Here is a 26,765-nt window from a genome sequence, read left to right as displayed (position 1 = left end):
TTATTTCCCTCCATAAACGATAGAATTTCTTAATTTGTTCAGTGATTTTTTAATAGTTTTTGAAACGGATTGCTGGCTGACGTTTAACTTTTCGGCAATCTCAGTATGGCTCAACTGATAGACAAAATGGAGATTTAAAATAAATAGCTGCCTATCGGTGAGACGTATCAGCGCTTCATAGATGGTTTTATCCTGAATGGCTTCCAAAAGGGACGATATTTCAATCAATGATTCTTCCCCCACGGTATTGCCTCCTGGTTGATTAGGAGGAACCTTGCTGTCAAAAAGGGACTCGTCTTCAAAAGCGAATACATAAAAGTACTTTTCTCTGTTTTTCTTTCTGTAAAAATCTCTGGAGTAATGATTGATGAGGTGTGAAATGTAGTTAATCAATTGGAGTTCCGTGTAGTATCTTTTAAATGCTTGATTTAATTCGTCAGTATTTTCTTCACAGGGGAGTTCCCTTGCCTTCATCAGCAGATTGTAATTACTGTCTATATTCAGAAAACCCCTCATCAATGGGTCTGTGACATTTTCAGGTTCAAAATCAAGAAGATGTATAAGTGAATTCTCCGCCATATTCGTCCTCCTTTTTCCTTTTTTACTAACAAAAGGGTTCAAATAATAAAAAGGGTTTAAGTCTTAAAAGAACAACCCTTTTTATCGAAAAATTGTGTATCCTACACCCTGATTGATTTTTCCTTTTGCTTTAAATAGTTGTCACCACATATCCCTAAGAATCTATCAGATGTATCTTCAAATTAAGATTAAAACCCTATACACACAGTCATATGTGTCGTATAATAGAAACATACCATAAATGGAATATTTTTCCAAACGTATGTACACACTGGTTTGTTTGCAAATAGGCAGACAACAAGTTGAAAAGATAAATAGAAAGGATGAGGATACGAATGGCGTTAGGAAGAAAGAAGCAACCACAAGTACAGGAGAAGGTGGAACCTCATGAGCTTATAAGCTCCTCAGAGGTTGAGCAGATACGAAAAGCCTTGATTGAAAGCCACGCTGAGCTTGTCGTGCAGGGGATGCTAGACAAGGATGTTCGAGCGAGACTGGAAAAAATCGTTAAACGGGATTTCAAACAGGCCACGAAAGATAATCCCGATGTCATCGAATATGTCGTACGTGAAACGATCGGTACCGGGGTGATCGAAGAGATTCTCCAGGACCCGTCTATCACAGATATCGGCTATAACGGTAAGGAACTCATCATCGAGACGAACGATAAGAAGCAGACATTCGATACGAATTTCGAAGTCTCAGAAGCCTACATTGTGCGTCTTGTCAATAAGTTCGCCAATGCCAACAATAAAGAATTCACAGCGAAAAGTCCGATTTTTGATGGACGTTTCCAAAACGTGCGGATTAACGCTGTTAACACACAAAACACCGCGCCGGAATCCGGGACAACAATGGCGCTTCGTGTGGTGCGGCCAAAACTCGCACTTACGAAAGAGAACTTCGAGGGATTCGCCCCGATGTTCATGTACGACTTTTTCCGGGCCGCTGCACTCACAAAAGCGAACATGGTTATCTCGGGAACGACAGGAACCGGTAAAACAGAGTTGCACAAATTGATCTCCGGGTTTATCCCGTTCGATGACCGGATTCTCTTGATCGAAGATACACCGGAGACATTCATGAAAGAGATGTTCCCGGAAAAAGATGTGTACTCCTGGGTCACATCCGACGGAGTTAGCGTTACCCAGCTGATTAAAGCGGGTCTTCGTAACCACCCGACGTGGATCATGGTTACAGAAACACGCGGCCAGGAAGCGTACGAGATGATTCAGGCCGTATTATCCGGACACTCGATCATTACAAGCCTACACGCCACAGAAGCCCGTGCGATCCCGTCCCGTTTTATCAATATGGCGAAGATGGGGTATGAGCTGTCTGAGGAAGCCTTAAAGCAGGATATTCGTATGTATTTTAACTTCGGAATTCATATCCAAAAGGCAAAATACCACGGGCATGTGATTCGTTATTTATCTGAGATCATTGAGTTTCATCCAGACGGGGACCGAACCGTATTTAAACAGCGCTTCGTTGACGGTGTTTACCAGTTCGAAACGTTCGATGTCTCTCAAAAATTTAAAGACAAAATGGAAGAAGCCATGGTCGATATGGATTTTCCAGCGAATTTCAAATCAGAGCGTCCGCTTGATCCGTCCAAGGCGTCCGGCTTTGAATCGACGATACCGCTGGATAAAAACGGTCGCCCGGATCACGCAAAGATCGAGCAGATGGGGACAACCCTCGAAATACTGATGGGTCGGGAGAAAGCTGCGTATAATCCGGATGAAGACGGAGGCGGGCTGGATTATCAGACGAACCGGGACGGCTATATCGCACCGGAAGTTAATCCATCATCCGCGCCGGTTGCAAGTGCTGCATCACAAAAAATCAACCAGGTAAAACGACGTGTTGCCAGTAGCGAAAAGGTTAGACCTAGACCTTCTCGCCCGAAACCAAAACAGGATGACGGGATCAGTGAAGATGTGGAGCGTATCTTGCAGGACATCGTACCGGACGGGAAGTCGGCTGATAGTAAACAAAAAGGTCGCCCACAGCGACCATCGTCTAAACCTAAACCAACAGCACAACAACCATCTGTCTCAGACCTTTTAATGAAAAAGCGAAGACAGTTGAGCCAGGAGGATCTCTAAGGGGCAGAACATCCGCCTCTTTTGTGAGAACGATGAAATAGGTAGGTTGCCGGATAGTCGGCAAGGAAAGGGGTGAGGGGTCGTGGCAATCGCGACAAAAAAGAAGAAATCAATGAACGTGGATGAGCTAAGGGCCTACCGAGTTGCCTATGGTGGAAAGCTCGGGGTGAAAGATTTTATGAATTACGTGGGGCTTCCTGCGGGACTATTCGGGGTGTTTTCATTTCTGCTCCTATACAATGGCTGGGTGACGGCTGTCTGTGTCATCATCGGAGCGATTTACGGATTGGCGTCTTTGCTCCCTAAATCAGTCAAAAAGCAGTATGAATACGAAGCGTTTAATCAGCGTAACAAGTTTTTGAACAATATCACACAGGTGCTTACCGATGATAACCAAACAGTACTGATGGCCATACGGAAAGTCACAACAAGATCGACTGGGGAGTTTAAAGAGGACTTGAAAAAGTTTCATGCGATGTTGATTGGAGCCGATAACGAACGAATACGAGAGTCTGTCATCTGGTTCAGTGAAAAATACGATGACGATGTGATCTTTCAGCAGTATTTGGAACAGCTGGAGACGGCGATGATCGAAGGAAAGACAAACATTGATACGTTAAAAGATATTAAGACTTATCATAACGATATCCGTAAGAAACAGGATGGTTATGAAAGAGCAAAGAATGGCCACTTAAAAGACATGAAGCAGTTAATTATTATCACAGGTATTTTGATTATTGCTCTTGCTGTCAGTTTCGGTTTTGAAACATACTTGAGCGCGTTCGCGAGGCATCCGGTTGGTTACATCTCAAGTGGGTTGTACCTCCTCATGCTGACAATATTCTTCAAACAGTTTGTTGGATACCTGTTCGATGATTCTGTGATGGAGATCCGGAAGAAATAAATGATATCTCAATCAGAAAGGAGTGCTGCTCTATGAGCCGAGCGACTGGTGCTGCGAAAACGGCGGACACCCCCGAGCGTGTAACCCGCAAGGCGACGCGTAAAGAGTTAAGACAGGCGAAGCACGTCAGGAAACAGGAAAAAGCACGTAAAGACAACAAGGAGAAGAACAGAGAGCGGGTGAGGAAAGGTCAGAAAGTGAAAGCGGACCCTGGGACGGAACATAAGCCGTCCATATGGGAAAAGATGGCCGAGGATTCGCTCTATCACCAGCTCCGAGAGATGGGGGACACCACTCAGAAAATCGATAAGTTCCAGAGAAAACGAGTGATGCAGACCCTGGGTATCGTCCTTCTTGGTTGTCTTGCCGGGATGTTTATGCACGTCTGGTTGTATCTGTCCGGACCTATCCTGGGAGCTGTTTTTTACAAGATGAAGTCAAAGCGGGTGGAGTCGTATTATAAGGCGTGGAAATTCCAGCGCCAGCTGAACTTCTCGAAGTTTACGCGCCTGGTGATCCCTTATTTGAAGGCGTCAGGTGGAACGGCAGCGCTGTATACGATTTTTAATAAGATTTTACAGAGGACGGAAGACCCGTCTGACAGGCGTAGCCTGTATCAGTTAATGGGAGAAATGGGAGATGACCCGGAGAGCCTTCAGCCGTTCACGGACTTCGCTGAACGTTCATCAGGAACGGATATGAGTCATTTGTTCATGTCCACAATCTATGATTTTCAACAGTCGACGTTTGATGTATCCGTCATTGATGAACTCGGCCACATGGCGAGTGAGGATATGATGAGCGCCATTGACGAAATTATTGATATGAAATTGCGCCGGTTTGTGATGTTCCCGACCAAAGTAGTTATGTCGAGTTTTATCCTCGTTGCGGGACTCGGTATTGGTCTCATGCTTGATAACTTCAAAGATTTGGACTTTAACGGTGTGATAGCAGACCCTACAGAACAAGCAGAGGGTGCTCAGGACCTAACGAACAGCCCCGAGGAGTCTATACCGTCTATAGGTGACGAAGCGGATGAATCACAGGAGGAAGATGCTATTACCGGAGACGAAGATTCGCAATAGTCTCTTGTGAATCAATGACCCGTGCAACAATCAAACAGTCTAACACCCTCCGGATTACGTAAAAATAGGTGACCGGAGGGAAAAACACGGTATAATAGAGATATATTCCATATTTTACCAGAAAGGAGTGTATGCGTATGCTCGATGGAGCTATCATGGAATACGCGAAGTGGTTTATCGGAATCGTCAGCTTTTTCTTTATCACTATGGCGGTTATCTTCATGTTCCAGCTCAACGAAGTAAATAGTTTTCAGCAGGATGTGAATCATCAGATTGAACGCCATGGCGGATTGACAGAAGAAGCCTTAGTGGTACTTAATGACAGAGCGAAGCTGGCCTATGGCGGTTGTCTTGCAGCAAGTCCGGAAGATAACGCTCCTTGCTTGTTTGAAGAGGATCGCAACGATGACAACGTGAAATCAAGCGGCTTTTTCGTCCGGGAGTATCAGATGCAGGAAGATGGTCAGAACGTCTATTACGACAGAGGGGAAAACCAGGCCCGTTACGGAACACCTATCCATTATGTTATTACCCGTGAGATCGGGAATTGGGGTGAAAGCTCATTCTTTAAGCCTTCGGTTGTGGGGACGAGCGCCAGTCGTGTGAGAGGGACAGCCAGCCATTAAGGTGTTCCAAAGGGGGTAGAAAGGATAGGTGAGAGACAATGCTGGAAGCTAATACGTTTCGAAGTATGATGATGATCGGCGGTGTAATGACAGTCGCTGTTATCATCGCCTGCTTTTTCACAGTACCGATGGTCGAAGTGGACGAGCGGGCGAAATCTCATTATGAAATCATCATGGACGCCGATCTCGGCGATGCGGACCATCTGACAGGATACCAGGCGGTCATGTTCACCGTTCAGGGGAAAATCCGGGGTGGTACGAATCATTATTAATAGGTATCACGAAAAAAAGACCGACTCGTTTAAGAGTCGGTCTTTTTGATTTGTTTTCGAATAACTAGCTTTCCTCATACGAACCTTAGATGTTCAAACATTCTCTATTGAACTTATCCCACCCTTGTTGACGGCTAGATTGTTCGATAGAATACATCCATTTTATTTGTTGCTCCCCATATTTGTCTCGCAATGTATTCATCACAAAATCCACATCAGATACTTCTTCTTTCGTACATCCCTGGAAGGTGTCAATTAATATCTCACTGAATTGTTTCGCGTCCTGCTGCCTTTTAGACCACTCTTTAAAACCCATCGTAAGTTCCTCCTTTATGAGTACAGCTCTTCCAGAGACTGTTTAATAACCCCTTTTCGGATAAGTGATTTTCTTATCTTTTTCTTTTTCAAAGGTGTCAGTTCTAACTTTTCTTTGATATGAGAATAAGGGAGACCCTTTTTCAATAAATCTACTATTAGTTGCTCTCTTGGAGACAGTGGGACATATAGGCTTGGTGGCATATCGTTCTTCTCTACCTCCAATTCTATTCGTCCGGTCGCCAGTGATTTTTCAAACATTTTTAGGATTTGAACAACCTTCCTTTTTCCTTTATCACCTTCTGCCACAGAGCCAGTTTCATCATTATCGTTTCGCCAGAGTTGACCGACATACCGATCGTCTTCGTTTAGGATTCGTATACTTTCATTCTCCCGCCCCTTGTAGTAAATAAACCGGACCGTGCTGAAACTATCCTTTAAGGTAACCAGCACGTTTTCATGTTCATCATACATTTTTTCAATGGTGTGGCTGTCATCGATACATTTCCAAAAAGCTGCGCTAACTCTATATGGTACTCCCACTGTGTTTTGAAATATCACAATGATCCTCCTCCTCATAAATTGATAGGTGCGTTATTCAAAATAAAAAAAGGAGCGACTGATTGTGTCAGTCGCTCCTTTAGTGTCTTAAACTTCCAGTTCCGCTTCGGCTTCTTCCTGAGCGGATGCTTCAGCGCCAGAGTTGTTGCGGTTGTCTGCATAAGAGCGGTCCATCAGGTTATAGATGTTTGTATAACCGTTGTTCTCTTTGTACTCCACAGCAACCAATTGTCCTTTAGAAAGGTTCGCGTAGAATTCTTCGAGTTTATCTTTCCCTTTCTTGATAAACGCACTTGCTGTAAAGAAGCGAGTCTCATCAGATTCTTTGTCATAAGCTGCAAAGCGGAAAACTGCCAGCTTGTTGTCTCCACTAATTGTTTTGATGTTCGCTGGTTTCACCAGACGAGCAAGCGTTTCTTGTGTTCCGCGAGCTTCACGCTCTTTTTGATATTTATTAAGACGTTGCTTTTGTCCTTTTTCCGTTAATTCGTTGAATGCTTTCTTTGCCATGTTAATCGCTCCCTATTATTAGATTAGTTTAGTTCAACTTTTTTCCCGGCGGTGGTATCACCGCGATGGTTTAAGAGTTTTGAAGGCTTTCATCTTCGTTTGATTTACCGGCAGTGGTGACACTGCGAGACTTTGACTTATATTTTCGTCTTCATATATCTGGTCGGCGGTGGCTCACACCGCCATGGTTTGAAAGGATTTTTCGAACAACTTACTTTGTCTTTATTTTAAGCTCGGATAAGAGCCCCTGACGATGCGTAAATGCGTCGCTATAGTGATAGTTGACTGTTTTTATAAATTTCTCTAACAAGACGTATAGAAGTTCAGGCAGCGTGTCCACATCAATCTTGTGATTCCCAGAAGTAAGCGTGACTGTCTGCATGTAATCCATATCAAGAGAGAAGGTAAGGCGGAAATCTTTCAGGATAAGAGAATGAAAGTGACAGTGCTCAACCTGGAGCGTGATCTCTTCATGAGATTGAGAGATAACGTTAAAGTGCGTGTATCTTTCCCCACAGTCCGTCGCTGTACCAAAGGTTTCTTTTGGAAATTGCATGCGAGGGAAAAGAGGTCCATTGACAGGTTTACTGAAAGAAGTTCGTTCGATTACAGATTGAGTCATTATCATCATCTCCTATGAATTAGTGTGATTTATTTTCATGCTGTTCCCCGGCGGCGTTTACGCCGCATCGTTTGTCATTCCGGGTTTTCCGTTTTACAAAAAAAAGCGATGCGTCCTTAGACACATCGCTTTTTTTCATTAGCTATTACTTTTTGCGGGAATTCGAGCATTTTCTAACCATCAGGTTGTAGTTGCAGCACCTTGCTTGATAGAATTAAAGAGATTCATCATGAAGTAAAAAAATGGAAGAGTGATTAGGTAGGTAAATAAGACCGAGGTTGAACGAATACCTTTAGAGGATTTCAATATAAGGAGGGGTTAAACCATGAATGCAATAATGATTTATTTGTTAACGTACGCGGTTATCACAATTCCTGCGGAGAGAAGTTATCTTGACTTGTTTCTAAACTGGTTAATAATCTTCACAATTCTATCAGTAATCTTTTTTGTCCTCCTATGGACCTATAGGTTTATAAAAGGACGTAGGAATTTCTAATTTTTTGAAAATTATACCTATACAAGGAACCTCTCCCAATATATGCTTAGTTTAGCAAATAATTTCCAATTTGCTAAATCTTATCAAGGGAGGACTTAGTGTGAAAAAGCTTTTATTTTTGGTCGCGTTGTTTCTTTTAGCAATTCCTAGTTTTACCTTGGCTTCAGACGACATGTCATTGGAGAAGTTGCTAGAGAGTGATGAGGTGAACCAAATTACAGAAGAAGAGTACTTAGAGGTTAAAAGTGAGATGGAGGAGCGTATTAGGAATTTTGCTGAACAGGCCAGAGAGAATGGCGATAAGGTCGACTTTTCTGAATTAGACGTCGTTGATGAAGAAGAATATTTACCTTATGTCCTCTGGTACTACAAGGAGAACGGGAATATATCAGGGTTGAATAAAAATGAAGAGGGAGTATATAACCTTAATTCCGAACTCGATGCGGGTGTAGACTCTGGTAGTTTCGAAGAAATTATAGTAGACGATGAAACTACAATATTTTTAACAGACTCCCCTACGTATTATGTTGTTGAGTCTGCGTCTCAGGAAAATCAACTCCCAAAAGGTACTAGCCTTGAAGGTACTGGCGATGCATCAATTATGACTACGCGTACAACCAATTATGATTCTACAAGAATTATAGCGAGAAACACATATGGAGTAGAAAAATGGTCTGTAATGGTCGGAGGTACTTTCACATATAATGGTCAATGGGTCAGAGCTAATTTAACAAACCATTATGCAAGAACCGGTAACAATACTACGTGGTCACGGACTTTCCAGGATCATGATACGCGCCAATTCAATAGTGGGCGAAGTGCAGAGATGTGGAAGGTTGGTGAGTTTAGGTGGAGGTTTTCAGGAGTCACGTTTGAAACTGCAGGCTGCAAGGTATCACTTGTCGGAAATCAGTTTGGCGGATACCATTCACCTGCGCCACACATATACTAATAAACTTTAACAGCGAAATAAAAATAGCGATGCGTCCTTAGACGCATCGCTATTATGTATCTTGTGCTTGCTCCTTAATCAATTTTTCGATTTGGTATAATGCCCACTGCTCACTAATCTGTTTACTTTCTTGGAGATTGCAGAGTTCTTTTATTTCTTTTATCGTCTGACTCATTTTTTCACTTCCTTCTTTTGTTTTTTAACTAACACCGTGAATACCAGTACACAGCGAAGTCTATTGTCTGATATCCCATGAATGTTAGCAGGATAAACCAAAACATAATTGATGCCCTTACTACTCTTTTGTTTCAATCGAGTAGGAGGGGGTGACTAACCCCCGACCTCTCACACCACCGTACGTACGGATCCGTATACGGCGGTTTCATGAAAATCAAACGTTATATCAACGACTTCAAACCCATCCTGCGCCAATAGGCGTCATTAAGCGTATGGTGGAGAATTGGGCTACAGGCGACTCGCCAGTAGCCTTTTCTTGTGTTTCCCCATTCATAAGCCTTCTGCTTCGATACTCCCAAGGCGATTAGGTTTCTGACTTTTGTTTTCGGTTTCTTCCATTCTTTCCATCGTACCATTCGAAGTCTTCTTCTTATCCACTTCATTAATTCCTTTAATACCGAGGGTGTTTCCGCCAGTCGGAAATAATTTCTCCAGCCGACGATAAACCGGTTCAGCTTGCCAATTCTGTATTCCATAGGAATACTTTTCTTTCGGGAAGTAATCTCACGGATTCGACCTTTTGCCCGTTGGATTGATTCCCTGTGTATTCTTATTTTCGCTTTTCCTTTAGAAGAAGCTGTGAAACTGAAACCCAGGAACTTTCGTTTCCACGGACGGTCTACCGCGCTCTTTTCCCGATTTACCTTTAGCTTCAGTTTATCTTCAATGAAGGTGATCATGTTCTTTCGGATACGCTCTGCGGCTTTCTTTGACCCCGTGTAAATCTGGCAGTCGTCCGCATAGCGGACAAAGCGAATACTCCGTTTCTCCAGTTCTTTGTCCAATTCATCCAGGACAATATTTGAGAGAAGCGGGCTTAATGGACTCCCTTGGGGAGTCCCCATGTCGTTTTGCCTAACTAATCCGTTTTCCATGATTCCTGCCTGAAGGTATTTCCGGATGATACTCAACACCCTTCTGTCGCTAATACGGTAACTTAACGTTCGCATCAACCGGTCGTGGTTCACTTTGTCGAAGAATTTCTCCAGATCAATATCGACCACCCATGTGTACCCTTCGTTGATATACTGTTTTGCTTTCAACACGGCATCATGGGCTCGTCGTTTCGGGCGGAAACCGTAACTGTTCTTAGAAAATGTCGGATCATAGATTCGTTGAAGGTAGAGATTAATGGATTGCTGGATCAGACGGTCCATGACAGTCGGGATCCCTAACTTCCGTTTACCCCCGTCCGGTTTCGGGATTTCGACTCGGCGGATCGGTGACGGTTGGTAGGTTCTCGACAAGAGCCCCTGGCGGATGGCAGACCATTCTTCGGAGATCTGGGATTTCAGTTCCGCAGTGGTAATGCCGTCAACGCCCTGGCTCCCTTTATTTTGGACTACCTTGAGATATGCTTTATTCAAATTGTCTCGGTGTAATATCTCTTCCAACATCACATTAACCTCCACGTGGCTCTTCCTTTCCATTGTGTGGTATCATTCTCCACGCTTCCTAAGCCCTGGAGGGATTCACCTCTGCTTCCTAGGCAAGCTGGTATGTTCTGTGTCATCGAATGATACGTACGCAGGTGGATGAGCACTCTTTTCATGATTCAGCCCTTCCCACAAAATCTAGAAATCTGTGGTACTATGGCTTCGGCTGACTTCTGACAGTTCAGTGATTCCTCCTGGAATCAGTTACCGCATTTGTACGGCGTTCCTGTCAGACCTCCCCGGGTAAGTGCATAAACTTCCTCTCCATATACCCGCCTCATTTACTGCCGGATCCTTCGGTCGTTAGGACTTTGACTTGTTTTGCAGCCTCATCCAGACCAGACAGCCTTGTATGAGATTCGTGTTCCTCGGGTCGGAGATTTGCCTCCGGCTTCCTTCAGATTCCGAGTCGCCCCGGACACCCTTGCCTTTAGCTAGCAGTTACAACGACCTTCACTGTTCGGGACTTGAACCCTAAAGCGTATGCACATGCCGGGCACACAAAAAAAAGTGATGCGTCATTTAGACACATCACTTTTTATAGCTCTTATTTTTTGCGGGGATCTGCATAACTTCTGTCCATCAGATTATAGATGTTTGTGTAGCCGTTGTTTTCTTTGTACTCAACAGCAACCAACTGACCTTTCGCTAGGTTAGCGTAGAAGGATTCGAGCTTGTCTTTCCCTTTTGCGATGAACGCGCTCGCAGTGAAGAAGTTCGTTTCTTCGGTTTCTTTATCGTAAGCGGCGAAGCGGAAGACTGCCAGCTTGTTATCACCAGTAATTGTTTTGATAGTTGCTGGTTTCACCAGACGAGCAAGCGTTTCTTGTGTTCCGCGAGCTTCACGCTCTTTCTGATATTTTGCCAGACGTTGCTTTTGCCCTTTTTCCGTTAATTCGTTAAATGCTTTCTTTGCCATGATAAATCTCTCCCTTTAAGTGGTTTATTAGTTTTAATTTTGTATTCTTCAACTTTTTTACCGGCGGTGGTACTCACCGCAATCGTTTGATGCTTTTTTCGTTCGCTCGTTTTCTCGGGCGATACGTCATTCGTTATTTAATTGTCAAGGTGCAAGGTTGCTATCCTTTCCCTTCATGTAATTTGTCGGGCGGTGGTACTCACCGCCATGGTTTAGATGGGTTCGTTTTTTCTCACTTGGTCATCCAGATAACTGTTCACCGCTTTCGTGAGTTCGAATTTGTTATCCGGATTGTTGGTAATCGAAAACGAGGCTGTCTCGCCGTTACACATAAAGAGATCGATCGCTGTAATGAGGCGGGATCTAGCATGAATAGTCGGTCGTATATAGTTCACCCCATATTCCGTATCACACCGCTTCATTAGGACGTTGAATTCTCCAACCGTCATTCCTTTTCTTCCTGCCACAACTACCACTCCTTTTTGGTATTCGCCTTCTTATACAGTTAGCTGGCGGTGACATCTCACCGCCCCGGTCTTAAATCATCACAACAAAAAAAGCGGAGCTCATAAGCTCCGCTCGTACCGCTTTTTCTATTCCTCACTTCTTGTATTATCTAAAATATCTTTGATTTGCACCGTTTGTGTCTCGGTGACTTCCTCGTATATGCCAGACACCTCTGCATGCGTGGAATTACTGGCGAGCAATGTGTTCAATTCTTCTTCTGTATCATACGTAACAAAAATAACAGCTTGTTTCTTCATCGTAGTTCCCCCTTATCGTTTCTTATTCATGGATCTCAGGGCGTTACCGGCACACATACCGAGCCAGTCTTCTTCTTTGACCTTATTTGTAAGCTCCACAAATGACTGGAACGGCATGGTACCTTGCCCCATATAGGTCGGTTTTTCCACTCCGTTTTTGATGCTCACACCCTTGATGGCCAGGCCATTTATACCCCAGTATTGGGTTTCTCCGTTTCCATCGGTGGATGAGCCTGTGATGTGGTTGTCGAGCCACACCCAGGTGTACCCGTCAATTTCTACTTCTCCGCCTGCCTGCAGATGGTCCATTAAGAGACCGACTTTCCGTCCGGTAGTCATTGTGTCGCTAATTTTCTTTTCTGTTTGATTTGCAGTAGTCATTATCAATCACGCTCCTGTTTTAATTTTTTGTACACCAAGCATCTTTAGTTCATTCAGGTCATCAAGCGTATCCTCAAGCACTGACAATCGGCTTTCCCAATAACCCTTCTCCCATCCGCCGTGCTCGGTAACCATTCCGCCTTTGTTCTTAATCCTTGCAAGGTGACCTTTCGTGGTATCTACACGCACTTTCGCTACGGCAATTCGGCGCTCAGTTTGTGCGATGAGTTTGTCTAATTTGGTGTTTTGCTCCTGATTCATGGGAATCACTCCTTTTTGTGAGTACATAAAAAAATAGCGATGTATGAGACATACATCGCTATCGGGTTAGCCTTTTGTCACGTAGTAACGACTTTCCGCCTGCACACGGTTGATTTTTAGTGCGTTGCAGATTTTAGAAAATCCAGCTGTGATGATGTTTGTGGATTCCTCGCTTGTATGTTCAAAGCTCATCACCACGTTGTCATTGATTGCGCTGCGTACCTCTACTACTGTTGTGTTCTGTTTCATATTTATCCACTCCTATATTTTTATAGTTTTTTTTGTATTTTCGTCTTCACCCGTTTTCCCGGCGGTGCTTGTCACCGCATGGTTTGAACGGTTTTTTAACTTTGTTTCAGTCTGTCTATCGCCCGGCTTGTCCGGGATTGGTTTAAGACCTGGCCTTTTGTTGTTTTGTTACACGAAAATGAACTAAATTTAAACAAAACCCTTGTACGTACAGCGTTTTAACTGTAAAATTGTATTTACATATATTACCAATTAATGTGAGAGAGGTGATACATAATAATGATCTACTCAATAGAGGTGATTGGATGATGATGCGGGCAAATGCGATTTGGAAGAGATATAAATTATGGAGAATAAAGAAAATCACTATCCCTTATTTAGTAGTAGAGCTACCTGAGAGAAGAATGAGATTGTTGCGAAGACAAGAAGAATTACACAAAGAATTAAAAGAGATTGCCGAGCAGCTTAAAGAGAACGAGGAACTGCAAGAGAAGTTGAATAGAATTAGAGATTTAGTATAATGTCCTATTTTCTTATGAGGGCTCTCAAATAAAACAAATTACAAAAGAAAGAGGTGAGTGCGTATGGCTGAACATACTGGTGCGTTAAAAGAAGCGGTCCCGCTCCCGGCTCCAAAGCCATCCACGCCGAAAAGGCAGGCGGCTCCCCGGGTGAAGAAGACGGAGCGCCATAACATGCGGATGTATCCGGAGGATTATAGATATCTCGCGTATTGGTCGGATAAGTTCGGGATGGATCAGACGGAATTTCTCATCAATGCCATGTATCACTACGTGAAGTGGCAAAATCAGGATTATGATCTGCCGACTGCGGAGATTCAGCGATTAAATCAATTGATCGATGCGATCGAGAATCTTAGCACTAATCAACACCATTTAGGAAAATCCGTGGTGAACGGATTTGATGCGATGTTAGGCATTATCCGGGGTGATAACTACCTGGTCGAAGACGAAGACGGTGAATTGTCGTAAATAAGACTTGAATCAAAAGTGAGGTGAGAAAACATGTCGGAATTCGATATTGGTTTAGACATCGAGGCAGAGCTGGCCGGGATTCGCGGACAAAACAAAGAAAAATCCGAAAAGCCAGAAGTGCAACCTAAACAGGTGAAACCTGCACCGGAAGTACGACCCGAAGGCTTACCGCCTAAACATGGAGGTGGGGACGGGCAGGTGAATTCCGGGCATGGTTCTGAATTAGAACCAGAAGCACTAACCCATTCCCATGGCGGAGAGGACGCATCATCTTCTTCTCCGTCGGCCGTACCATCCACAGAGAAAAGAGGGGCGGCTCCCCCGATTGACTGGAAGAGGTTCAAAACGCTGTCAGGGATCTTCGAGCATGTCGGGGGTGATCGGCCGGTCCGGTTAAACCCGAACATTAAGAGGTTACAGGTTTCTGGTATCCCCGATCCGTTGATTGCTGCTACTCAAAAGCGCCTGAAAGAAAATCATACTGGAGCTGTGGTTTCGTTCCCATGGGGAGAATACGAAATCACTGAAAGGAACCGGGTATTTACAACGAAGTCATCTCTTCTCCGGTATTTATTATTCGATTCGTTCCGAGATGCAGCCGGTACGCACGTCCAGTATGCAAAGCAGTGGCTCGTTTTACAGCATCCAGTCTTCGATGAAGGTTTCAACCCTGAGACGCACCTAGGCGCGAAAAACGATGAGCTGGACATTTACGCGCTTTTGTTTGTTGCTCACACTTCTGAGGAGTACGAATCAAATGAACCGTCCAGCTCGCCTGGGTCCGAACAGGATTACCAGACCGCTGAACGGCTCGGGATGGTCAACATGGGGATCGGTCGGGTTCTCGACAAACTGGACGAGCAGGAGAAACTGTTCCGGGCGTACGCCGAACGAAGCACGATCATGCAGACCGTGGTTCTCCTTGACCGTATGGGGCTCTTAAACGGCGGACTGCCGAGGGATGTTGGGGAATTCGTACGTGTCCTTGAAGAAAACCGTGACACGCTTATTAAGACAGACCAAACTATATCTACACATATACAGACAGAGAAAGAACGTCAAAAGATGTTCGCAAGGCAGGAACGCCTGAGAAAGATGCAGCAGAGAGACACCAGATAAAAACAGATAAAGGGAGAGGTTGAACGCCTATGACATATTTATTATTAGCAGAGAAACCGAGTGCCGCGAAAAATTTTGCAAAAGCCCTGGGCGGGATGTCCGGTACATATGACGGACAAGCCTATCAGGTGCAGGCCCTCTTTGGCCACATGCTGGAGTTCGTGGAACCTCATGAGATGGTCGGTGATAGAGAAAAAGACGATTTTAAATCATGGGAACCTGGATCGATGCCGTGGGATGTTTCCCAGCTTAACTGGAAAAAGCAGGCGCAGAAATCCAAAAACATGAAAACTGGCAAAATAACGAGTAAAGCCGGAGCGATTCAGGACGTGAAGAAGGCGGCGCAACATGCGAGCGCCATCGTGATTGCGACGGATAAAGACCCATCCGGGGAAGGTCAGCTCATCGGCTGGGAGGTCATTCAGGCGATCGGCTGGAAGGGGCCGGTAAAACGAATGTACTTCATCGATGAATCCGAAAAAGAGCTCCAGAACGGTTTTAAGAACATCGTTGACCTGCCGTCCTACAACAAGGACGGAGAGTATGTAAAAGCTAACGTTAGAAGTCAGTGGGATTTCATCAGCATGCAGCTGACGCGTCTTGCGACTCATGCTGCCCGTTCCAAAGGGTATAATGCCGTCGTCCGCCAGGGGCGCTTGAAATCCGTGATGACCAAACTCGTTGCCGATCAGTTAGCGCTTGTGAAAGCCTATAAGAAAAAACCGTACTTCGAAGTAAAATACAAAGACGAAAACGGGAACGTATTCACTCGGAAATTCGATGAGGATAAAGACAGCTGGCGTTATGACAACAAGCAGGATGCGGAGAAAGACATGCAAAGTTACGGACCTTCTAAGGTCATTCAGGACTCGAAAACCCGCAAAGAAACCGCTCCGGGAAAACTGTTAGATCTCGGTGGGCTGGCTTCAATCTTGGGAACCAGGGGGTACAAATCCAAAGAGGTGCTTGCAACATACCAGAAAATGTATGAAGCAAAGATCGTCAGCTATCCGAGAACCGAGGATAAAGTCATCTCAACCGAGCAATTCAAAGAGATGCTACCGCTCGTAGATAAAATCGCAGGGGTTGTCGGGGCGGATACAGCACTTCTCACGCACCGTAAACCGAGAAAAACGCACGTTAAAGACGGTGGAGCTCACGGGGCGAATCGTCCAGGTACTACCGTGCCGAAATCATTGGACGAGCTCTCGAAATACGGTCCGAGCGGGAAAGCCATTTACGAGACGCTTGCGAAAAACTTTTTGGCCATGTTCGGAGAAAATTATGTGTATGACAGCATTAAAGGTCACATCGAGAAACATCCGGCGTTTACAACGACGGTAAGTGTGCCAATCGACCAGGGATTCAAAGCGATATTCGATGCGGATAAAGAGACCGCTGATGAAGAGGGTGACGATACTACGAGTACCGGGCTGGGTCAGAACGGCTCTCCCATCGTGGCTGAAGGGGTAAATAAAAAGCCCCCTCATCCGTCTCATAAGTGGTTGGAGAAACAGCTCAGCAAATATGAAGTGGGAACTGGTGCGACCAGAGTAAGCACTCTTAGTGAAGTGACAACCGGGAAGACGGCACTCTTGGTCGATGCGAGAGGGAAGCTAACTCTAACGAAAATCGGAGAGATTGCTGCAGCACTTCTCGAAGGGTCACAGATCGGTGATCCTGGTGTGACAGAGAAGCTGTTTAAGGCGATGAAAGATGCGGGGGAGTTCAAAGTCAAACCTCATGACGTCTTACACACCGCCACAACGCTGATTAAACACGATAAAGAGGTCTTTTACCGCAATGCGGAAACCTTGATGAAAAAAGTAGGCTCTCCGGATGCGTCGATGCAAAGGCTGCAGCCGAAACCGAAAACAGAAGGTGTTCACAAGCCGACTGGCGAGAAGGTTCGTTTTAATAAAGAGTGGGGCGGCCATACGTTCACTCCGGAAGAAATCGAGAAACTATTAAACGGTGATGCCATTCAGATTCAAGCAACCAACCAGAAGACCGGTAAAGTGCAGCTCGTCGAGGGTTCCCTCCAGCAAGGGGAATATAAAGGGAAGTCTTTCTGGGGTTTCCAGCGTAAAAAAGCAGACAGTTACACACGCGATACCGCACCGTTCCCGATCGAGTGGTCTGGATATACGTTCACAAAAGAAGACGAGAAAAAGATGCGTGCCGGAGAAAAAGTGAGGATCAAAGCAGTGAGCGCCAGAACAGGTAAACCGTTCGAGGTTGATGTCACCTTTGAGCTGCGGGAGTACAAAGGCAACAAGAGCTGGGGGATCGAACCGCATTTCGAGGAACGGGAAGATCCAAGTAAATACACCCGTAAAAACGCACCGTTTAAGCCGGAATTCTCTGGTTATAGCCTGACCAAAAAAGAAATTGAGGATGTACGGGCCGGCGGGAAAATCATGGTCACAGCGAAAAGTAAGAAAGGGAAAGACTTTACCTGCAATCTGTCCCTGGAATTAAAAGAATTCAAAGGGAATAAGTTCTGGGGGCTGGAAGCGCATTTCAACTGATTTATTGCCCAACGCGCCCGGTTATACCGGGCGTGAAATGGTATTGTCGGGAAAAAAGGGGGGGGCGTTAATGGAATTCAAAAGAGATTCCAAGCAGGTGTTTGTCAGAGGAATCATTTTTTTTAGCAGTGATCGTAGGGGCGAGTGGAGGATTATACTTGCAAGAAAGCGGCTGGGAATGGCGCAATACGCTGATTTGGTCTGTCGTCAACCCTTTTTATCTCTATGTAAGAAATACGGTCTTAAAGCTGCTCGTCGTGCACCTCAGTTCTCGAAGCGTTAATATCCTTGTTATATCAACGTTCAGCCCTCTTTGGTCTTCTCGACCAAGGAGAAGAGTTTTTACGTTGTTTTAGAGAAAATGACCCACTTTTGACCAACTTTAAACTTATTGAGTATTTTCCATCATAAAGTTAAGGAAATTTTGTACGTTCTTTGGATTTATTTGTTACATGTGTGTAGATATTAATTGTGGTTTGGATGTCATTATGTCTTAAACGCTCTTGAACGTCTTTTATTGTTGCCCCAGCCTGCAGCAAGCGAGTATCCTTAAGCGGAAATACATTTTTTTGTTATAATTGCTTGAATATTCATATAATTCATGTTATATTTTGGTAGAATTAGAAATATATATAATAGGAAGGGGGACCGCAGTGTTCAAAGATACATTACCATTGGGAGGGAAATGATGATAGGGGTTTTATTAACAATACCTTTTATAGCCTCAATAGTTGCATATGTATGGACATTTATATTCAATATGGATGACCGGTTCCCAGGAGGACCAAAAATGCACCTAATACTAACATTATCTCAGCTTTTAATTGTTACTTGTTTTTATTTAAACACCTCTAGCTTGGTAGCATTATATCTTATTGGTCTTCTATATTTTGGTCAAGCTATCGGCGTTAGTTATTTTTTGGTGAAAAAAGGAAAAGTTGATTGCGGGTGTTTCGGGTCTCAAAATAATTCTAAATTAAGCTGGAAACTTGCCTTTTTTAATGTCTTTTTTGGCTTATTAGCTATTTTAACTGTAAATTTTGAGATTAGTATCTTAATAGAATTATCTATTATGGAAGGACTATTAACACAACTAATTATCACTTTATTGGTCACATACATTGTTATTGGGTATCCAGATGCATTGTATGCCTATAAAGCATATAAAGTTAGAGCTGGCCGATACAAGAAATTTGTCTTGAAAGGAGATTAAGATGAGTAATTTTTTTTGGATCAGTTATATATCACTTTGGGTATTAGTTTTCCCTCTTCTTATTATGAATCTAATTCTGTATAGACAACTTGGAATTATGGTTATGGGGACATCCAGAGGGGTTAATCAAAGTGGAATACCAATTGGAAGAGAGTTACCTAAGATTCCATTAAAATCGATAAGGAATTTAAAATGGTCAATTGAAAATAACTATGGTACTTCAACCTTAGTTATGTTTGCTTCCACAAAATGTGAAGAGTGTTCAAAAATACTTCCAGATTTAATAAATCTATCGAATAAAACTAATGTGAAAATGGTACTGGGGGTGATATCTGAAGATATTGAAGACGTGAGAACATATGCCCAAAAGCATAACGTAAATTTCGAAGTGGTTCAGGTAACACAAGAAGACGGGCAAGAGTTAGATATTATTGCAACACCTTTTGCTTATGCTATTGATGGGGAGGGGGTAGTGAGAGAGAAAGGGCTTGTAAACACATATGGACATCTAGAAAAATACTTAAAAGCAGTTTCTAATAAGGTTGCATAATTTTTAGTAGAGGGTGATGAAATGGAGGAGAGAAACAGCAAAGACTCTAAAACACAAACGTTTGTAGCATCGATGCAAAGAAAAATTAGCAGAAGAAATTTCATAAACAAATTGGCAGTCGCTACTGCTGGTCTAGTAGCAATACTTATAATAAATCCTAGAGATGGATTACAAATGGCACTGGCTCATGGAACACCTTGTGCTCCTCCTCATGGTCAGATGTGTAGTGGATGTCGCTTATCGAATGGAACTTGTCCTACTTCATATTCAACCTGTACAAGATCCAACGCGCCATGTGGTACTGGGTTGTGTCCATATGCTGGAGGGTTTTGGTATTCAGAAGGTGGATCAAGTGGTCATATATGCAGAGATTGTAAACTTGATATCGCTGGCCCTGCAGATCCCCCTCATTTTAGTAGATGTGATAGAGGGGCAAAAGTATCTGGAAGATATGTACTTTGTGCTTGCAGGAGTACAACTCACTATTAATAAATATTAAAAGAGGATGGGACAAAAAGTATTTTAAACAAAGGGTAAATCCGAACGAAGATTCATATTTCTACTGCTAGAATTCGAATTAGTTCGGATTTTCTCCTTTAAAAAATCCTTTAACATTTAACCATTATTCTTTATCGTGGTCCATTTTAGTTATTGTCCAGCCTCAATACTTTTTCCAGGAGGTGGAGTAGATGGATATTGTTTTATTAGGTTTAATATCATTAACAGCAGCCCTAGCTAGTTCAGACAGTATTTGAGGGCTAAACGTTTTAGGGAGCCTGGATGGCAACCAAAAGAAAAGAGTGAAATATTTTGTTGAATATATATTATCGATGGTTATTAGCTCTACGTTTATTGGTTTATGCATAGGCGCATTAGGGTTAGTGATATCTTTGTTTGCAACCTATGAAACAAGAATGACTATCCTTTTTACAACGACCATTGTATTTCTATTATTAGAGTATACAAATAAAACCAAAATTCTGCCGACTGGAAAATTTGCGATACCCGCAGAATGGGTCAATCAAGCTGGAAACAAATCTTCTCTACTTTGGGGATCGATTTTAGGATTAGGATTTATTACATATCAAGCTGGATCTATATTTCATTTCTATGTTATAACATCCATTTTAATTGGTGATTTATTATATAGTATTATCGCGGGGGCAATTTATGGACTAATTAGATCAGTTCCTCCCGTGTTTACTTCCTATAGACACTTCATCCTAAATAGTGCACAAAATCAGTGCAAAAACACCAATTCTCTTAGTTTATTGAGAAGAAGAATGTTATTTGTCGTTTATATTACTAGTATAATGTTAGTGCTTAGTAGATTTAATATCGAGTTCTTTCTATTTTTTTAAATAGATTGACGACAAACGAAAACCAAGTCATAGTTCTTTGAAGTGAGGTAATAAGCGAGTTTCTTCAAGTAATGACCGGTTAGTTCATGTTGTTTCTCCCTATCGATCAACTTTTCAACCACCTCATTAGGGGTAGCCTACTATTTGGTGTTCAAACAATTCAGAGAATAAGTAAGTATTCGTGACGGAATTAAACTTATTTGAGGGGGGATATTAAATGAAAAATAAGTTATTAATCTTTATCATTTTACTACTTTTTATTTTGTTGTCTATAGGGTGTTTTAGCAATACATCAAACGTGGATACTGAGGATAATAAATTTCAACTAGTCACAAGTGAAGACGAAACAGGTTTTGTAAACTTTTTAGATAATGGAGAAATATCATACTTCCTTGCTGAGATAACTCGACTTTCCAAAGGAGAATATCGTGCAGAGATTCAAAGTGAAGAAGGATTTATTGTTGGTATTGATGACACTAATACTATTATGTCGATTGGTGATCTCAAAAGATCCATTCTAATACCAGCTGAAAACGGTAAAATATCCTTTTGGATTACACACTCTTCTAGTTTAATTGATTTCCCCAATAATAGACCAATTTATTTAGTGTTAAAAGATGAATCTGATCAAATCATTAAGACATATGAATTGAACAAAGAATAGTAAATACTACTTTCAAGAAAGGAGGGGAAATAATAATGGGTAATATTGGTCCTGCTAGTTTAGTTTTAATAGTAATAATAGCTCTACTTTTATTTGGACCGAATAAGCTGCCAGAACTCGGAAGAGCGTTTGGTAGAACATTAAAAGAATTTAAGGATGGGACAAGAGATATCATATCAGATGGCCAAAAAGATGAGCAAGAGGATAGAAAAGAAGAATAGATCACTTGTTGAGATATACCTAAATTAAGGTATATCTCAACAAAATAGGAGTAGATTCTATATGTCTGAAAATAACTTAACGTTCATTGAACATTTTGAAATACTGAGAGGAAAAATAATTTCAAGTTTAATTTTTATTGTACTTGCGACTTTTGTTAGTTTTTTCTTAGCAGATGGTGTAATAAATTATCTAAAGAATGTACCTCATGCATTAGAACTATCTTGGAATGTATTTTCCCCTTGGGACACGATAAGAATATATGTTCTTTTTACTATCGGCATAGCTATTTTCTTAGCAATCCCTTTTATGTTTTTCCAAATATGGTCATTTGTTAGCTCCAGTTTACATAGCAATGAAAAATTAGCTACATTTATATATGTTCCAACTTCAGTTATACTTCTATATTTGGGTTTTATTTTTTCTTATTACATAATTCTACCCTTGGTTTTCAACTTTTCTCAAATTTTAGGAGAGAGAATAGGTACTACGGAGGCCATTGGGATTATTCAATACTTTAGCTTTGTATTCTACTTGGTTATCCCCATAACTGTATTGTTCCAGTTTCCAGTTTTAATTATGTTTTTAACCCGATTAGGAATCATAAACCATACCATATTAAAGAAAGCTAGGAAAGTATCCTATTTTATTATGGTTATAATTTCAGTTATCATTAGTCCACCAGATATTTTGACTGACCTACTTATTACTATACCTTTAATTGGATTATATGAATTAAGTATAATTTTATCAGCTTTAGTACAGAAGTCATTAAAGAAATAAATTGGGACAGTAATGCTGTAATTGAGTTTACCAATCACATAATTGTGCCTATTTAAATGATTTATATTGAGGACCAATTATCACTTCGGATCACAAGGTGATCGTCATCCAAGACCTGACGTTTCATATGTATAATATTTTAGTTATGGATGAAACTCCCGAACAGTTTTTCTATGTAAATTGGAAGAAAACCCTGGTAAATGAAGGGGGGGGGGGAGGTCATAAGAGTTAGTCCAGATGATAATGTTGGGATTCAATCTTGGCAAATTGTTAATATTGACTTCGGTGAATTAGAAAAAACATCAGTTGATGATGGTGAGCCACGATAAGAGTTATCGATTTTTAGCATACATAAGGTCCAAGAATCCATCTGTCAGGTTCGATTATGCCTGTCAGGCTATTCTTGGGGACCGTGACCCATCAATGGATTTTAAAGAGGCGGTAGTTTTTGTCTTAGATGAGTACCGTAAGGGGAAAAGAGAAGGATGACATATAAGGCTCAACGTAAAAAAGGGATTGTCTAAAAAGACAATCCCTTTATTTTAATAGAGACATCACTGCTTCTGATAGGCATACCGGGTCGAAAGGGTGGTGCGGGAGTCGTCCGGCCGGTGATATTTGAAAATTGCGTAGATTTCCACCAGGCGTTCAAACCGAAGCGGGAGGTGTACGGTCTTTTGGTTCTTCGTGTGGATGGCGAGCCGAAAGAGGCGGACACTGACGCGGTCGACCTGGTATAGATTAATTACCGTCTTTTTCCCCTGATGCCAGTGGATCACCCGGTGTCCCTTGAGTGGGAGGGTCTGCCGGAAGAAGTGGTATTTCGTATCGAAATAGCGGTCCGGAAAGGTCTCATTGGCGTACGTCCTTGATTTTCTCTCCAGATGGCGTTTGAACGTCTGATGACCTAAAAGCAGGGCGGCAATCATCGTCACGATAATAAATAAAACAACATTCATGCCGATCCCTCCTATATAGGCAAGTGATTCCCGGGCATTTCAGTTCCTCAGAATGCCCCGGTATTTCGTCTTTCGTGTAAAGTCACGAATCGTTTGAGGATTCGTTCCGTTATAACTCGAATTGACCCACGGAGACGGGGCGCCGTTTCGGTACGGCTTATCGAGACCGTATTCCGTGATGAGCGGCTCATCATTATCCATACTGGTCCCGGTACGAATGTTGGTCTTGTCAGCGCCAATGCGGTTTTCCCATTCCCCGTCCGCGTCTATAATCGGTGAGAGCTGGTCAAAGAAGGTGCGCTGGCCAATCAGCTTCCCGCTCGGATTACTCCGCTCGAACCATTTCTGGTATAAGTCATATAGAAATTGCTTCGGGATCAGATCCCACTTAAATTCTTCACGCAGCTCATTCCAGAAATCCAGCACAGGATTGTTCTTCTCTCGGTACTGATCGAGCAGGTATGCCGACGCCTGCGGAACGCTGAACTCGTCAAACTCAAGCGACAGGGCCTTATATAAGACGTACTCCAGCACCTCTTTTCTGGCGATATAATCGCTCTTGATATAGTTTTTCTCCCCGTTATTCGTAAATGATTTGATAAACGGCACGATAATTAAACGACGATAGAACGATCCGGTTTTATCTTTCGTCTTCGGCAGTCCGTTCATCATTTGGATGTTGAGCCCGCGAAACTGCACCCGTACCGGGTCTTTATGCTTCCGGTTGATAATCACGTCATCCCCTGTGATGCTCGCCTTGTAGTCCTTCACAGAATCAATATATTTATCCACGTCGTTCTCATCGGCGATATTTGCGGCTACACCAAGCAGATCCTGCTTTTTGAATTCGTGGTTAAAATCAATCACAGATAAAGATGAATAGTTTCCCTTGCCGAGCAAGTTCTTAATTAGCTGACCCACCGTACCTTTTCCGTTGTTCCCGGATTCGGAATAAAACCAGATGGACTTGTTCATCCCCCGGTTCGGCTGCAGGCTGGCCGCGATGACCTGCCATAAGAGCTCGTTGACTTCCGGAGTGACAGAAAGGTCGTTTAGCCAGGACTCTACATCCCAATGTGTACCATCAGGCTCCTGGATCATGGGGTTTTGTGCGTTTGGTACGTAGTTCACATTGATTTTAGTGAGGAATACGTAATCCTCAGAGAACGGCTCTAACACGCCGGTTTTCTGGTTGTAGATGCCATTGTTCACAGGAAAGAGATGCGGGTCGGTGGTGGCACTCACTTCGGGAGCATACGTATTGATAATGCCGATCGCTTCTTCAATTTCTTTTTGCCGAATATCCGCGGTGAGCTGTCTCATCATATACTGCAGCAGTTTCTCATTCGTGGAATAAATACCTTCGGGGTTTTTAAATTTTGATCCTTTCTGCCACATGATATTATCTCCTGGCACATACACACCGAGCGTTCCACTGTCTGCCTGTTTGGACGTAGCAATCGACCGAAACGACAGGACGTGAAGTAAGATCGCGGCTATCTCGCTGAACTCTAAACGTTCAGGTAGTCGCTTTCTAAGACGTGGGCTCACTTCCATGTTGTACTCCTCGACGTCCATTAACTTCGCATGAAGGGCATTCTCTCCGATCTGTGTAAGCGTCTCTTTCGTCGGATGTGCCGGTTTCGGAGTATTATCTAAAAAGCTTTCCAGCCAGCTTGCCATTTTAGGTTTATCCAGTTGCTTTGATGATGCCATGTTTCCCCACCCCTTTTGCTGTGACTTCTCTTGAATTTTCAAGTCTTTTACTCTTTTTCATCGATTCTCTCCTTCTCTTGATCTCTTTTCTTGTTGTTTATTGGTGGATGGGTGAGAGCCTGGAACCGTCTTATATTTTCATAGCCATCGACTGGTCGCCTCGGGGTGTGGGACTATTGCGAGGTATTATGGAGGATAACCACTAATTATATGTTTAATATAAATATTTGTCAATAGTAGATTTATGATAGAAACCTTTGGTGGATTGAGGAAATGGAAGAATATAGTACATTAAATCGCAGGGTGTTATAATATACAGAAAATTGTAACTTGTGGTAAAAAAATCCATATAATATAATTTATTTGTCTTGATGTGGAAGATTTAACCTTCCAGACTTTAATTTTAAATCTTATATTGGGAGGAGGTTTGGGGGAGTATAAGGGGTGCGATCCTAAACGAGAACTAAGGGAGGAATTCAAATGATTAAGAGAATAATTGTTTTATTGATTTTGTTATTTGTATCTATTATGGTGGTTAACCCTGCAGCAGCTGAAAGTGATTTTGACAATGATAACGAGGAATTGACCAATGCGACAGAGTTATTGGACACGTATTTCGACTCTCTTATAAATAAAGATATAGAGACACTTGTCAACATCACTGTCGATCAGAGATTTCCAGATAACGAGATTAAGAATGAATACACTCGTATACTCAACCAAGATCCGATTAGTGGACTCGAAGCGATAGGGGTAGATTCAAAAGATGATCAAATCATTTTTACAGTGGAAGTGACTCACGAAACAGGTGAAAAATACACCATGCCTGTTCATGTAAAAGATACTCATATTTTTATAGAGCAACCTGAAGTTGATATTGAGATAAGCGAGGATTTATCATTTTCTCAATCTGATGATTTTTACCCTGCTATAACTCGATGGCATTACCTGAATAGGTCTGGATCAATGAACGGCCAAACATATAGAACTAATAGAATAATGATTGATAGCAATAATATGAGCTTGCAATCATCAATGTCCATAAATGCTACAAATACCAGCCAAAGAGCTACTTTTTCATTATATAGAATGGTAGCACTAGGTGACCGACTCATCACATCAACAAGGCCAAGGTACACTGCTACTTCTACTGGATTAGATGCCGATGCATCAGTATTAGGCATTGGGGATTTTTATTACCAAATAACGATTCCTAACCTTAGCTGGGGAACTTTTGATTTTGCTCTTAGATATAGACAATACCGAAAATAAGATAGGTCTATCTACGAATGACATATTCGTAGATAGTTTTTTAAGATTATACCTTGTATTGTAAGGTATTTTAATTTTAAAATAATGATGAAGGGGGGGGGGG

33 protein-coding genes and 1 pseudogene are annotated in these 26,765 nt (G+C 42.5%); 18 read left to right on the top strand and 16 right to left on the bottom strand.

The genetic code is table 11. From position 1 onward, the window contains the following. Window positions 1–579 (bottom strand): sigma-70 family RNA polymerase sigma factor, encoded by a 579-nt coding sequence (locus tag BK582_RS25085; protein WP_078598379.1) that lies wholly within the window; start codon window positions 577–579, stop codon window positions 1–3. A 335-nt stretch (window positions 580–914) separates the two neighbouring features. On the opposite strand from BK582_RS25085, the gene BK582_RS25080 reads away from it, so the two are divergent. The 5 genes from BK582_RS25080 to BK582_RS25060 all read left to right on the top strand — a co-directional run bounded on the left by BK582_RS25080 (window position 915) and on the right by BK582_RS25060 (window position 5,577). Continuing rightward, a complete protein-coding gene (locus BK582_RS25080; protein WP_169911302.1) occupies window positions 915–2,690 on the top strand; it encodes a CpaF/VirB11 family protein in 1,776 nt (591 codons plus the stop codon). An 82-nt stretch (window positions 2,691–2,772) separates the two neighbouring features. Beyond that, window positions 2,773–3,594 carry a hypothetical protein gene (locus BK582_RS25075; RefSeq protein WP_244895510.1) on the top strand — a complete coding sequence of 274 codons (822 nt, stop codon included), beginning with the start codon at window positions 2,773–2,775 and terminating at the stop codon, window positions 3,592–3,594. 32 nt (window positions 3,595–3,626) lie between these two features. After that, window positions 3,627–4,679 carry a hypothetical protein gene (locus BK582_RS28375; protein ID WP_420841255.1) on the top strand — a complete coding sequence of 351 codons (1,053 nt, stop codon included), beginning with the start codon at window positions 3,627–3,629 and terminating at the stop codon, window positions 4,677–4,679. A gap of 137 nt (window positions 4,680–4,816) precedes the next feature. Next, window positions 4,817–5,305: a hypothetical protein gene (locus BK582_RS25065; protein WP_078598375.1), complete on the top strand. Its 489-nt coding sequence runs from the start codon at window positions 4,817–4,819 to the stop codon at window positions 5,303–5,305. A 38-nt stretch (window positions 5,306–5,343) separates the two neighbouring features. Beyond that, window positions 5,344–5,577, top strand: coding sequence for a hypothetical protein (locus BK582_RS25060; protein ID WP_078598373.1), 234 nt, complete (start codon window positions 5,344–5,346; stop codon window positions 5,575–5,577). Window positions 5,578–5,662: 85 nt separating this feature from the next. Here BK582_RS25060 and BK582_RS25055 read toward each other — a convergent pair whose 3' ends face one another. From BK582_RS25055 to BK582_RS25040, 4 genes are all read right to left on the bottom strand, one after another. Beyond that, the gene (locus tag BK582_RS25055) at window positions 5,663–5,893 is read right to left on the bottom strand and encodes a hypothetical protein (RefSeq protein ID WP_078598371.1); all 231 of its coding nucleotides are present in this window, start codon (window positions 5,891–5,893) and stop codon (window positions 5,663–5,665) included. Window positions 5,894–5,907: 14 nt separating this feature from the next. Next, window positions 5,908–6,453 (bottom strand): hypothetical protein, encoded by a 546-nt coding sequence (locus BK582_RS25050; protein WP_078598369.1) that lies wholly within the window; start codon window positions 6,451–6,453, stop codon window positions 5,908–5,910. A gap of 87 nt (window positions 6,454–6,540) precedes the next feature. Continuing rightward, window positions 6,541–6,963, bottom strand: a complete 423-nt coding sequence (locus BK582_RS25045) for a hypothetical protein (RefSeq protein ID WP_078598367.1) — start codon at window positions 6,961–6,963, stop codon at window positions 6,541–6,543. 211 nt (window positions 6,964–7,174) lie between these two features. Next, entirely contained in the window at window positions 7,175–7,585 is a 411-nt protein-coding gene (locus tag BK582_RS25040) for a hypothetical protein (RefSeq protein WP_078598366.1), read from the bottom strand. Between the two features lie 596 nt (window positions 7,586–8,181). On the opposite strand from BK582_RS25040, the gene BK582_RS25035 reads away from it, so the two are divergent. After that, window positions 8,182–9,033 carry a hypothetical protein gene (locus BK582_RS25035; protein ID WP_078598365.1) on the top strand — a complete coding sequence of 284 codons (852 nt, stop codon included), beginning with the start codon at window positions 8,182–8,184 and terminating at the stop codon, window positions 9,031–9,033. 52 nt (window positions 9,034–9,085) lie between these two features. Here BK582_RS25035 and BK582_RS28180 read toward each other — a convergent pair whose 3' ends face one another. The 8 genes from BK582_RS28180 to BK582_RS25005 form a co-directional block, all read right to left on the bottom strand. Further along, window positions 9,086–9,208, bottom strand: a complete 123-nt coding sequence (locus BK582_RS28180) for a hypothetical protein (protein ID WP_276328234.1) — start codon at window positions 9,206–9,208, stop codon at window positions 9,086–9,088. 223 nt (window positions 9,209–9,431) lie between these two features. Then, the gene (gene ltrA / locus BK582_RS25030; RefSeq protein ID WP_078597867.1) at window positions 9,432–10,670 is read right to left on the bottom strand and encodes a group II intron reverse transcriptase/maturase; all 1,239 of its coding nucleotides are present in this window, start codon (window positions 10,668–10,670) and stop codon (window positions 9,432–9,434) included. A 583-nt stretch (window positions 10,671–11,253) separates the two neighbouring features. After that, on the bottom strand, window positions 11,254–11,625 hold the full coding sequence (locus tag BK582_RS25025) for a hypothetical protein (RefSeq protein ID WP_078598363.1): 372 nt from the start codon (window positions 11,623–11,625) through the stop codon (window positions 11,254–11,256). A gap of 212 nt (window positions 11,626–11,837) precedes the next feature. Continuing rightward, window positions 11,838–12,092 carry a hypothetical protein gene (locus BK582_RS25020; RefSeq protein ID WP_078598360.1) on the bottom strand — a complete coding sequence of 85 codons (255 nt, stop codon included), beginning with the start codon at window positions 12,090–12,092 and terminating at the stop codon, window positions 11,838–11,840. A gap of 126 nt (window positions 12,093–12,218) precedes the next feature. Beyond that, a complete protein-coding gene (locus tag BK582_RS27445) occupies window positions 12,219–12,389 on the bottom strand; it encodes a hypothetical protein (RefSeq protein WP_169911300.1) in 171 nt (56 codons plus the stop codon). A gap of 12 nt (window positions 12,390–12,401) precedes the next feature. Next, window positions 12,402–12,770 carry a hypothetical protein gene (locus tag BK582_RS25015; RefSeq protein ID WP_078598357.1) on the bottom strand — a complete coding sequence of 123 codons (369 nt, stop codon included), beginning with the start codon at window positions 12,768–12,770 and terminating at the stop codon, window positions 12,402–12,404. A gap of 6 nt (window positions 12,771–12,776) precedes the next feature. Further along, window positions 12,777–13,031 carry a hypothetical protein gene (locus BK582_RS25010; protein WP_078598354.1) on the bottom strand — a complete coding sequence of 85 codons (255 nt, stop codon included), beginning with the start codon at window positions 13,029–13,031 and terminating at the stop codon, window positions 12,777–12,779. 66 nt (window positions 13,032–13,097) lie between these two features. Continuing rightward, entirely contained in the window at window positions 13,098–13,280 is a 183-nt protein-coding gene (locus BK582_RS25005) for a hypothetical protein (RefSeq protein ID WP_078598351.1), read from the bottom strand. Window positions 13,281–13,585: 305 nt separating this feature from the next. Between BK582_RS25005 and BK582_RS25000 the strand changes: the two genes are divergently transcribed. The 5 genes from BK582_RS25000 (at window position 13,586) to BK582_RS24980 (ending at window position 18,208) form a co-directional block, all read left to right on the top strand. Further along, on the top strand, window positions 13,586–13,801 hold the full coding sequence (locus BK582_RS25000) for a hypothetical protein (protein ID WP_139368352.1): 216 nt from the start codon (window positions 13,586–13,588) through the stop codon (window positions 13,799–13,801). A gap of 63 nt (window positions 13,802–13,864) precedes the next feature. Beyond that, a complete protein-coding gene (locus BK582_RS24995; RefSeq protein WP_078598345.1) occupies window positions 13,865–14,272 on the top strand; it encodes a hypothetical protein in 408 nt (135 codons plus the stop codon). Window positions 14,273–14,305: 33 nt separating this feature from the next. Next, window positions 14,306–15,394: a hypothetical protein gene (locus tag BK582_RS24990; RefSeq protein ID WP_078598343.1), complete on the top strand. Its 1,089-nt coding sequence runs from the start codon at window positions 14,306–14,308 to the stop codon at window positions 15,392–15,394. Between the two features lie 29 nt (window positions 15,395–15,423). Beyond that, complete coding sequence (locus BK582_RS24985) at window positions 15,424–17,925, top strand: DNA topoisomerase (protein WP_078598340.1); 2,502 nt, start codon at window positions 15,424–15,426, stop codon at window positions 17,923–17,925. A 70-nt stretch (window positions 17,926–17,995) separates the two neighbouring features. Next, window positions 17,996–18,208: a hypothetical protein gene (locus tag BK582_RS24980; RefSeq protein ID WP_078598338.1), complete on the top strand. Its 213-nt coding sequence runs from the start codon at window positions 17,996–17,998 to the stop codon at window positions 18,206–18,208. A gap of 130 nt (window positions 18,209–18,338) precedes the next feature. Here BK582_RS24980 and BK582_RS24975 read toward each other — a convergent pair. Further along, window positions 18,339–18,464 (bottom strand): annotated as a pseudogene (locus tag BK582_RS24975) (site-specific integrase); the annotation flags it as partial. Between the two features lie 62 nt (window positions 18,465–18,526). Here BK582_RS24975 and BK582_RS24970 point away from each other — a divergent pair. The 6 genes from BK582_RS24970 (at window position 18,527) to tatC (ending at window position 22,715) form a co-directional block, all read left to right on the top strand. Continuing rightward, window positions 18,527–19,138 carry a MauE/DoxX family redox-associated membrane protein gene (locus tag BK582_RS24970; protein WP_139368351.1) on the top strand — a complete coding sequence of 204 codons (612 nt, stop codon included), beginning with the start codon at window positions 18,527–18,529 and terminating at the stop codon, window positions 19,136–19,138. A gap of 1 nt (window position 19,139) precedes the next feature. Further along, on the top strand, window positions 19,140–19,688 hold the full coding sequence (locus tag BK582_RS24965) for a redoxin domain-containing protein (RefSeq protein WP_078598333.1): 549 nt from the start codon (window positions 19,140–19,142) through the stop codon (window positions 19,686–19,688). 316 nt (window positions 19,689–20,004) lie between these two features. After that, window positions 20,005–20,187: a hypothetical protein gene (locus tag BK582_RS27440; RefSeq protein ID WP_169911296.1), complete on the top strand. Its 183-nt coding sequence runs from the start codon at window positions 20,005–20,007 to the stop codon at window positions 20,185–20,187. Between the two features lie 1,079 nt (window positions 20,188–21,266). Next, window positions 21,267–21,713, top strand: a complete 447-nt coding sequence (locus BK582_RS24950) for a hypothetical protein (RefSeq protein ID WP_078598327.1) — start codon at window positions 21,267–21,269, stop codon at window positions 21,711–21,713. A gap of 35 nt (window positions 21,714–21,748) precedes the next feature. Further along, window positions 21,749–21,934 (top strand): twin-arginine translocase TatA/TatE family subunit, encoded by a 186-nt coding sequence (locus BK582_RS24945; protein ID WP_078598325.1) that lies wholly within the window; start codon window positions 21,749–21,751, stop codon window positions 21,932–21,934. A 61-nt stretch (window positions 21,935–21,995) separates the two neighbouring features. Next, on the top strand, window positions 21,996–22,715 hold the full coding sequence (gene tatC, locus BK582_RS24940) for a twin-arginine translocase subunit TatC (RefSeq protein ID WP_078598323.1): 720 nt from the start codon (window positions 21,996–21,998) through the stop codon (window positions 22,713–22,715). A gap of 554 nt (window positions 22,716–23,269) precedes the next feature. Here the strand turns inward: tatC and BK582_RS24935 are convergent. After that, window positions 23,270–23,674 (bottom strand): hypothetical protein, encoded by a 405-nt coding sequence (locus BK582_RS24935; protein WP_078598321.1) that lies wholly within the window; start codon window positions 23,672–23,674, stop codon window positions 23,270–23,272. A gap of 39 nt (window positions 23,675–23,713) precedes the next feature. Next, entirely contained in the window at window positions 23,714–25,390 is a 1,677-nt protein-coding gene (locus BK582_RS24930; protein WP_078598319.1) for a DNA primase family protein, read from the bottom strand. A gap of 480 nt (window positions 25,391–25,870) precedes the next feature. Between BK582_RS24930 and BK582_RS24925 the strand changes: the two genes are divergently transcribed. Then, window positions 25,871–26,662 carry a hypothetical protein gene (locus BK582_RS24925; protein WP_078598317.1) on the top strand — a complete coding sequence of 264 codons (792 nt, stop codon included), beginning with the start codon at window positions 25,871–25,873 and terminating at the stop codon, window positions 26,660–26,662. Window positions 26,663–26,765: the final 103 nt, after the last annotated feature.

The sequence above is a fragment of the Evansella clarkii genome (assembly GCF_002019695.1).
In the GTDB taxonomy this organism is placed as follows: domain Bacteria; phylum Bacillota; class Bacilli; order Bacillales; family Salisediminibacteriaceae; genus Evansella; species Evansella clarkii.
The sequence above is the reverse complement of the archived record's forward strand: the minus strand, read 5'-3'. Positions and strand labels throughout refer to the sequence as shown.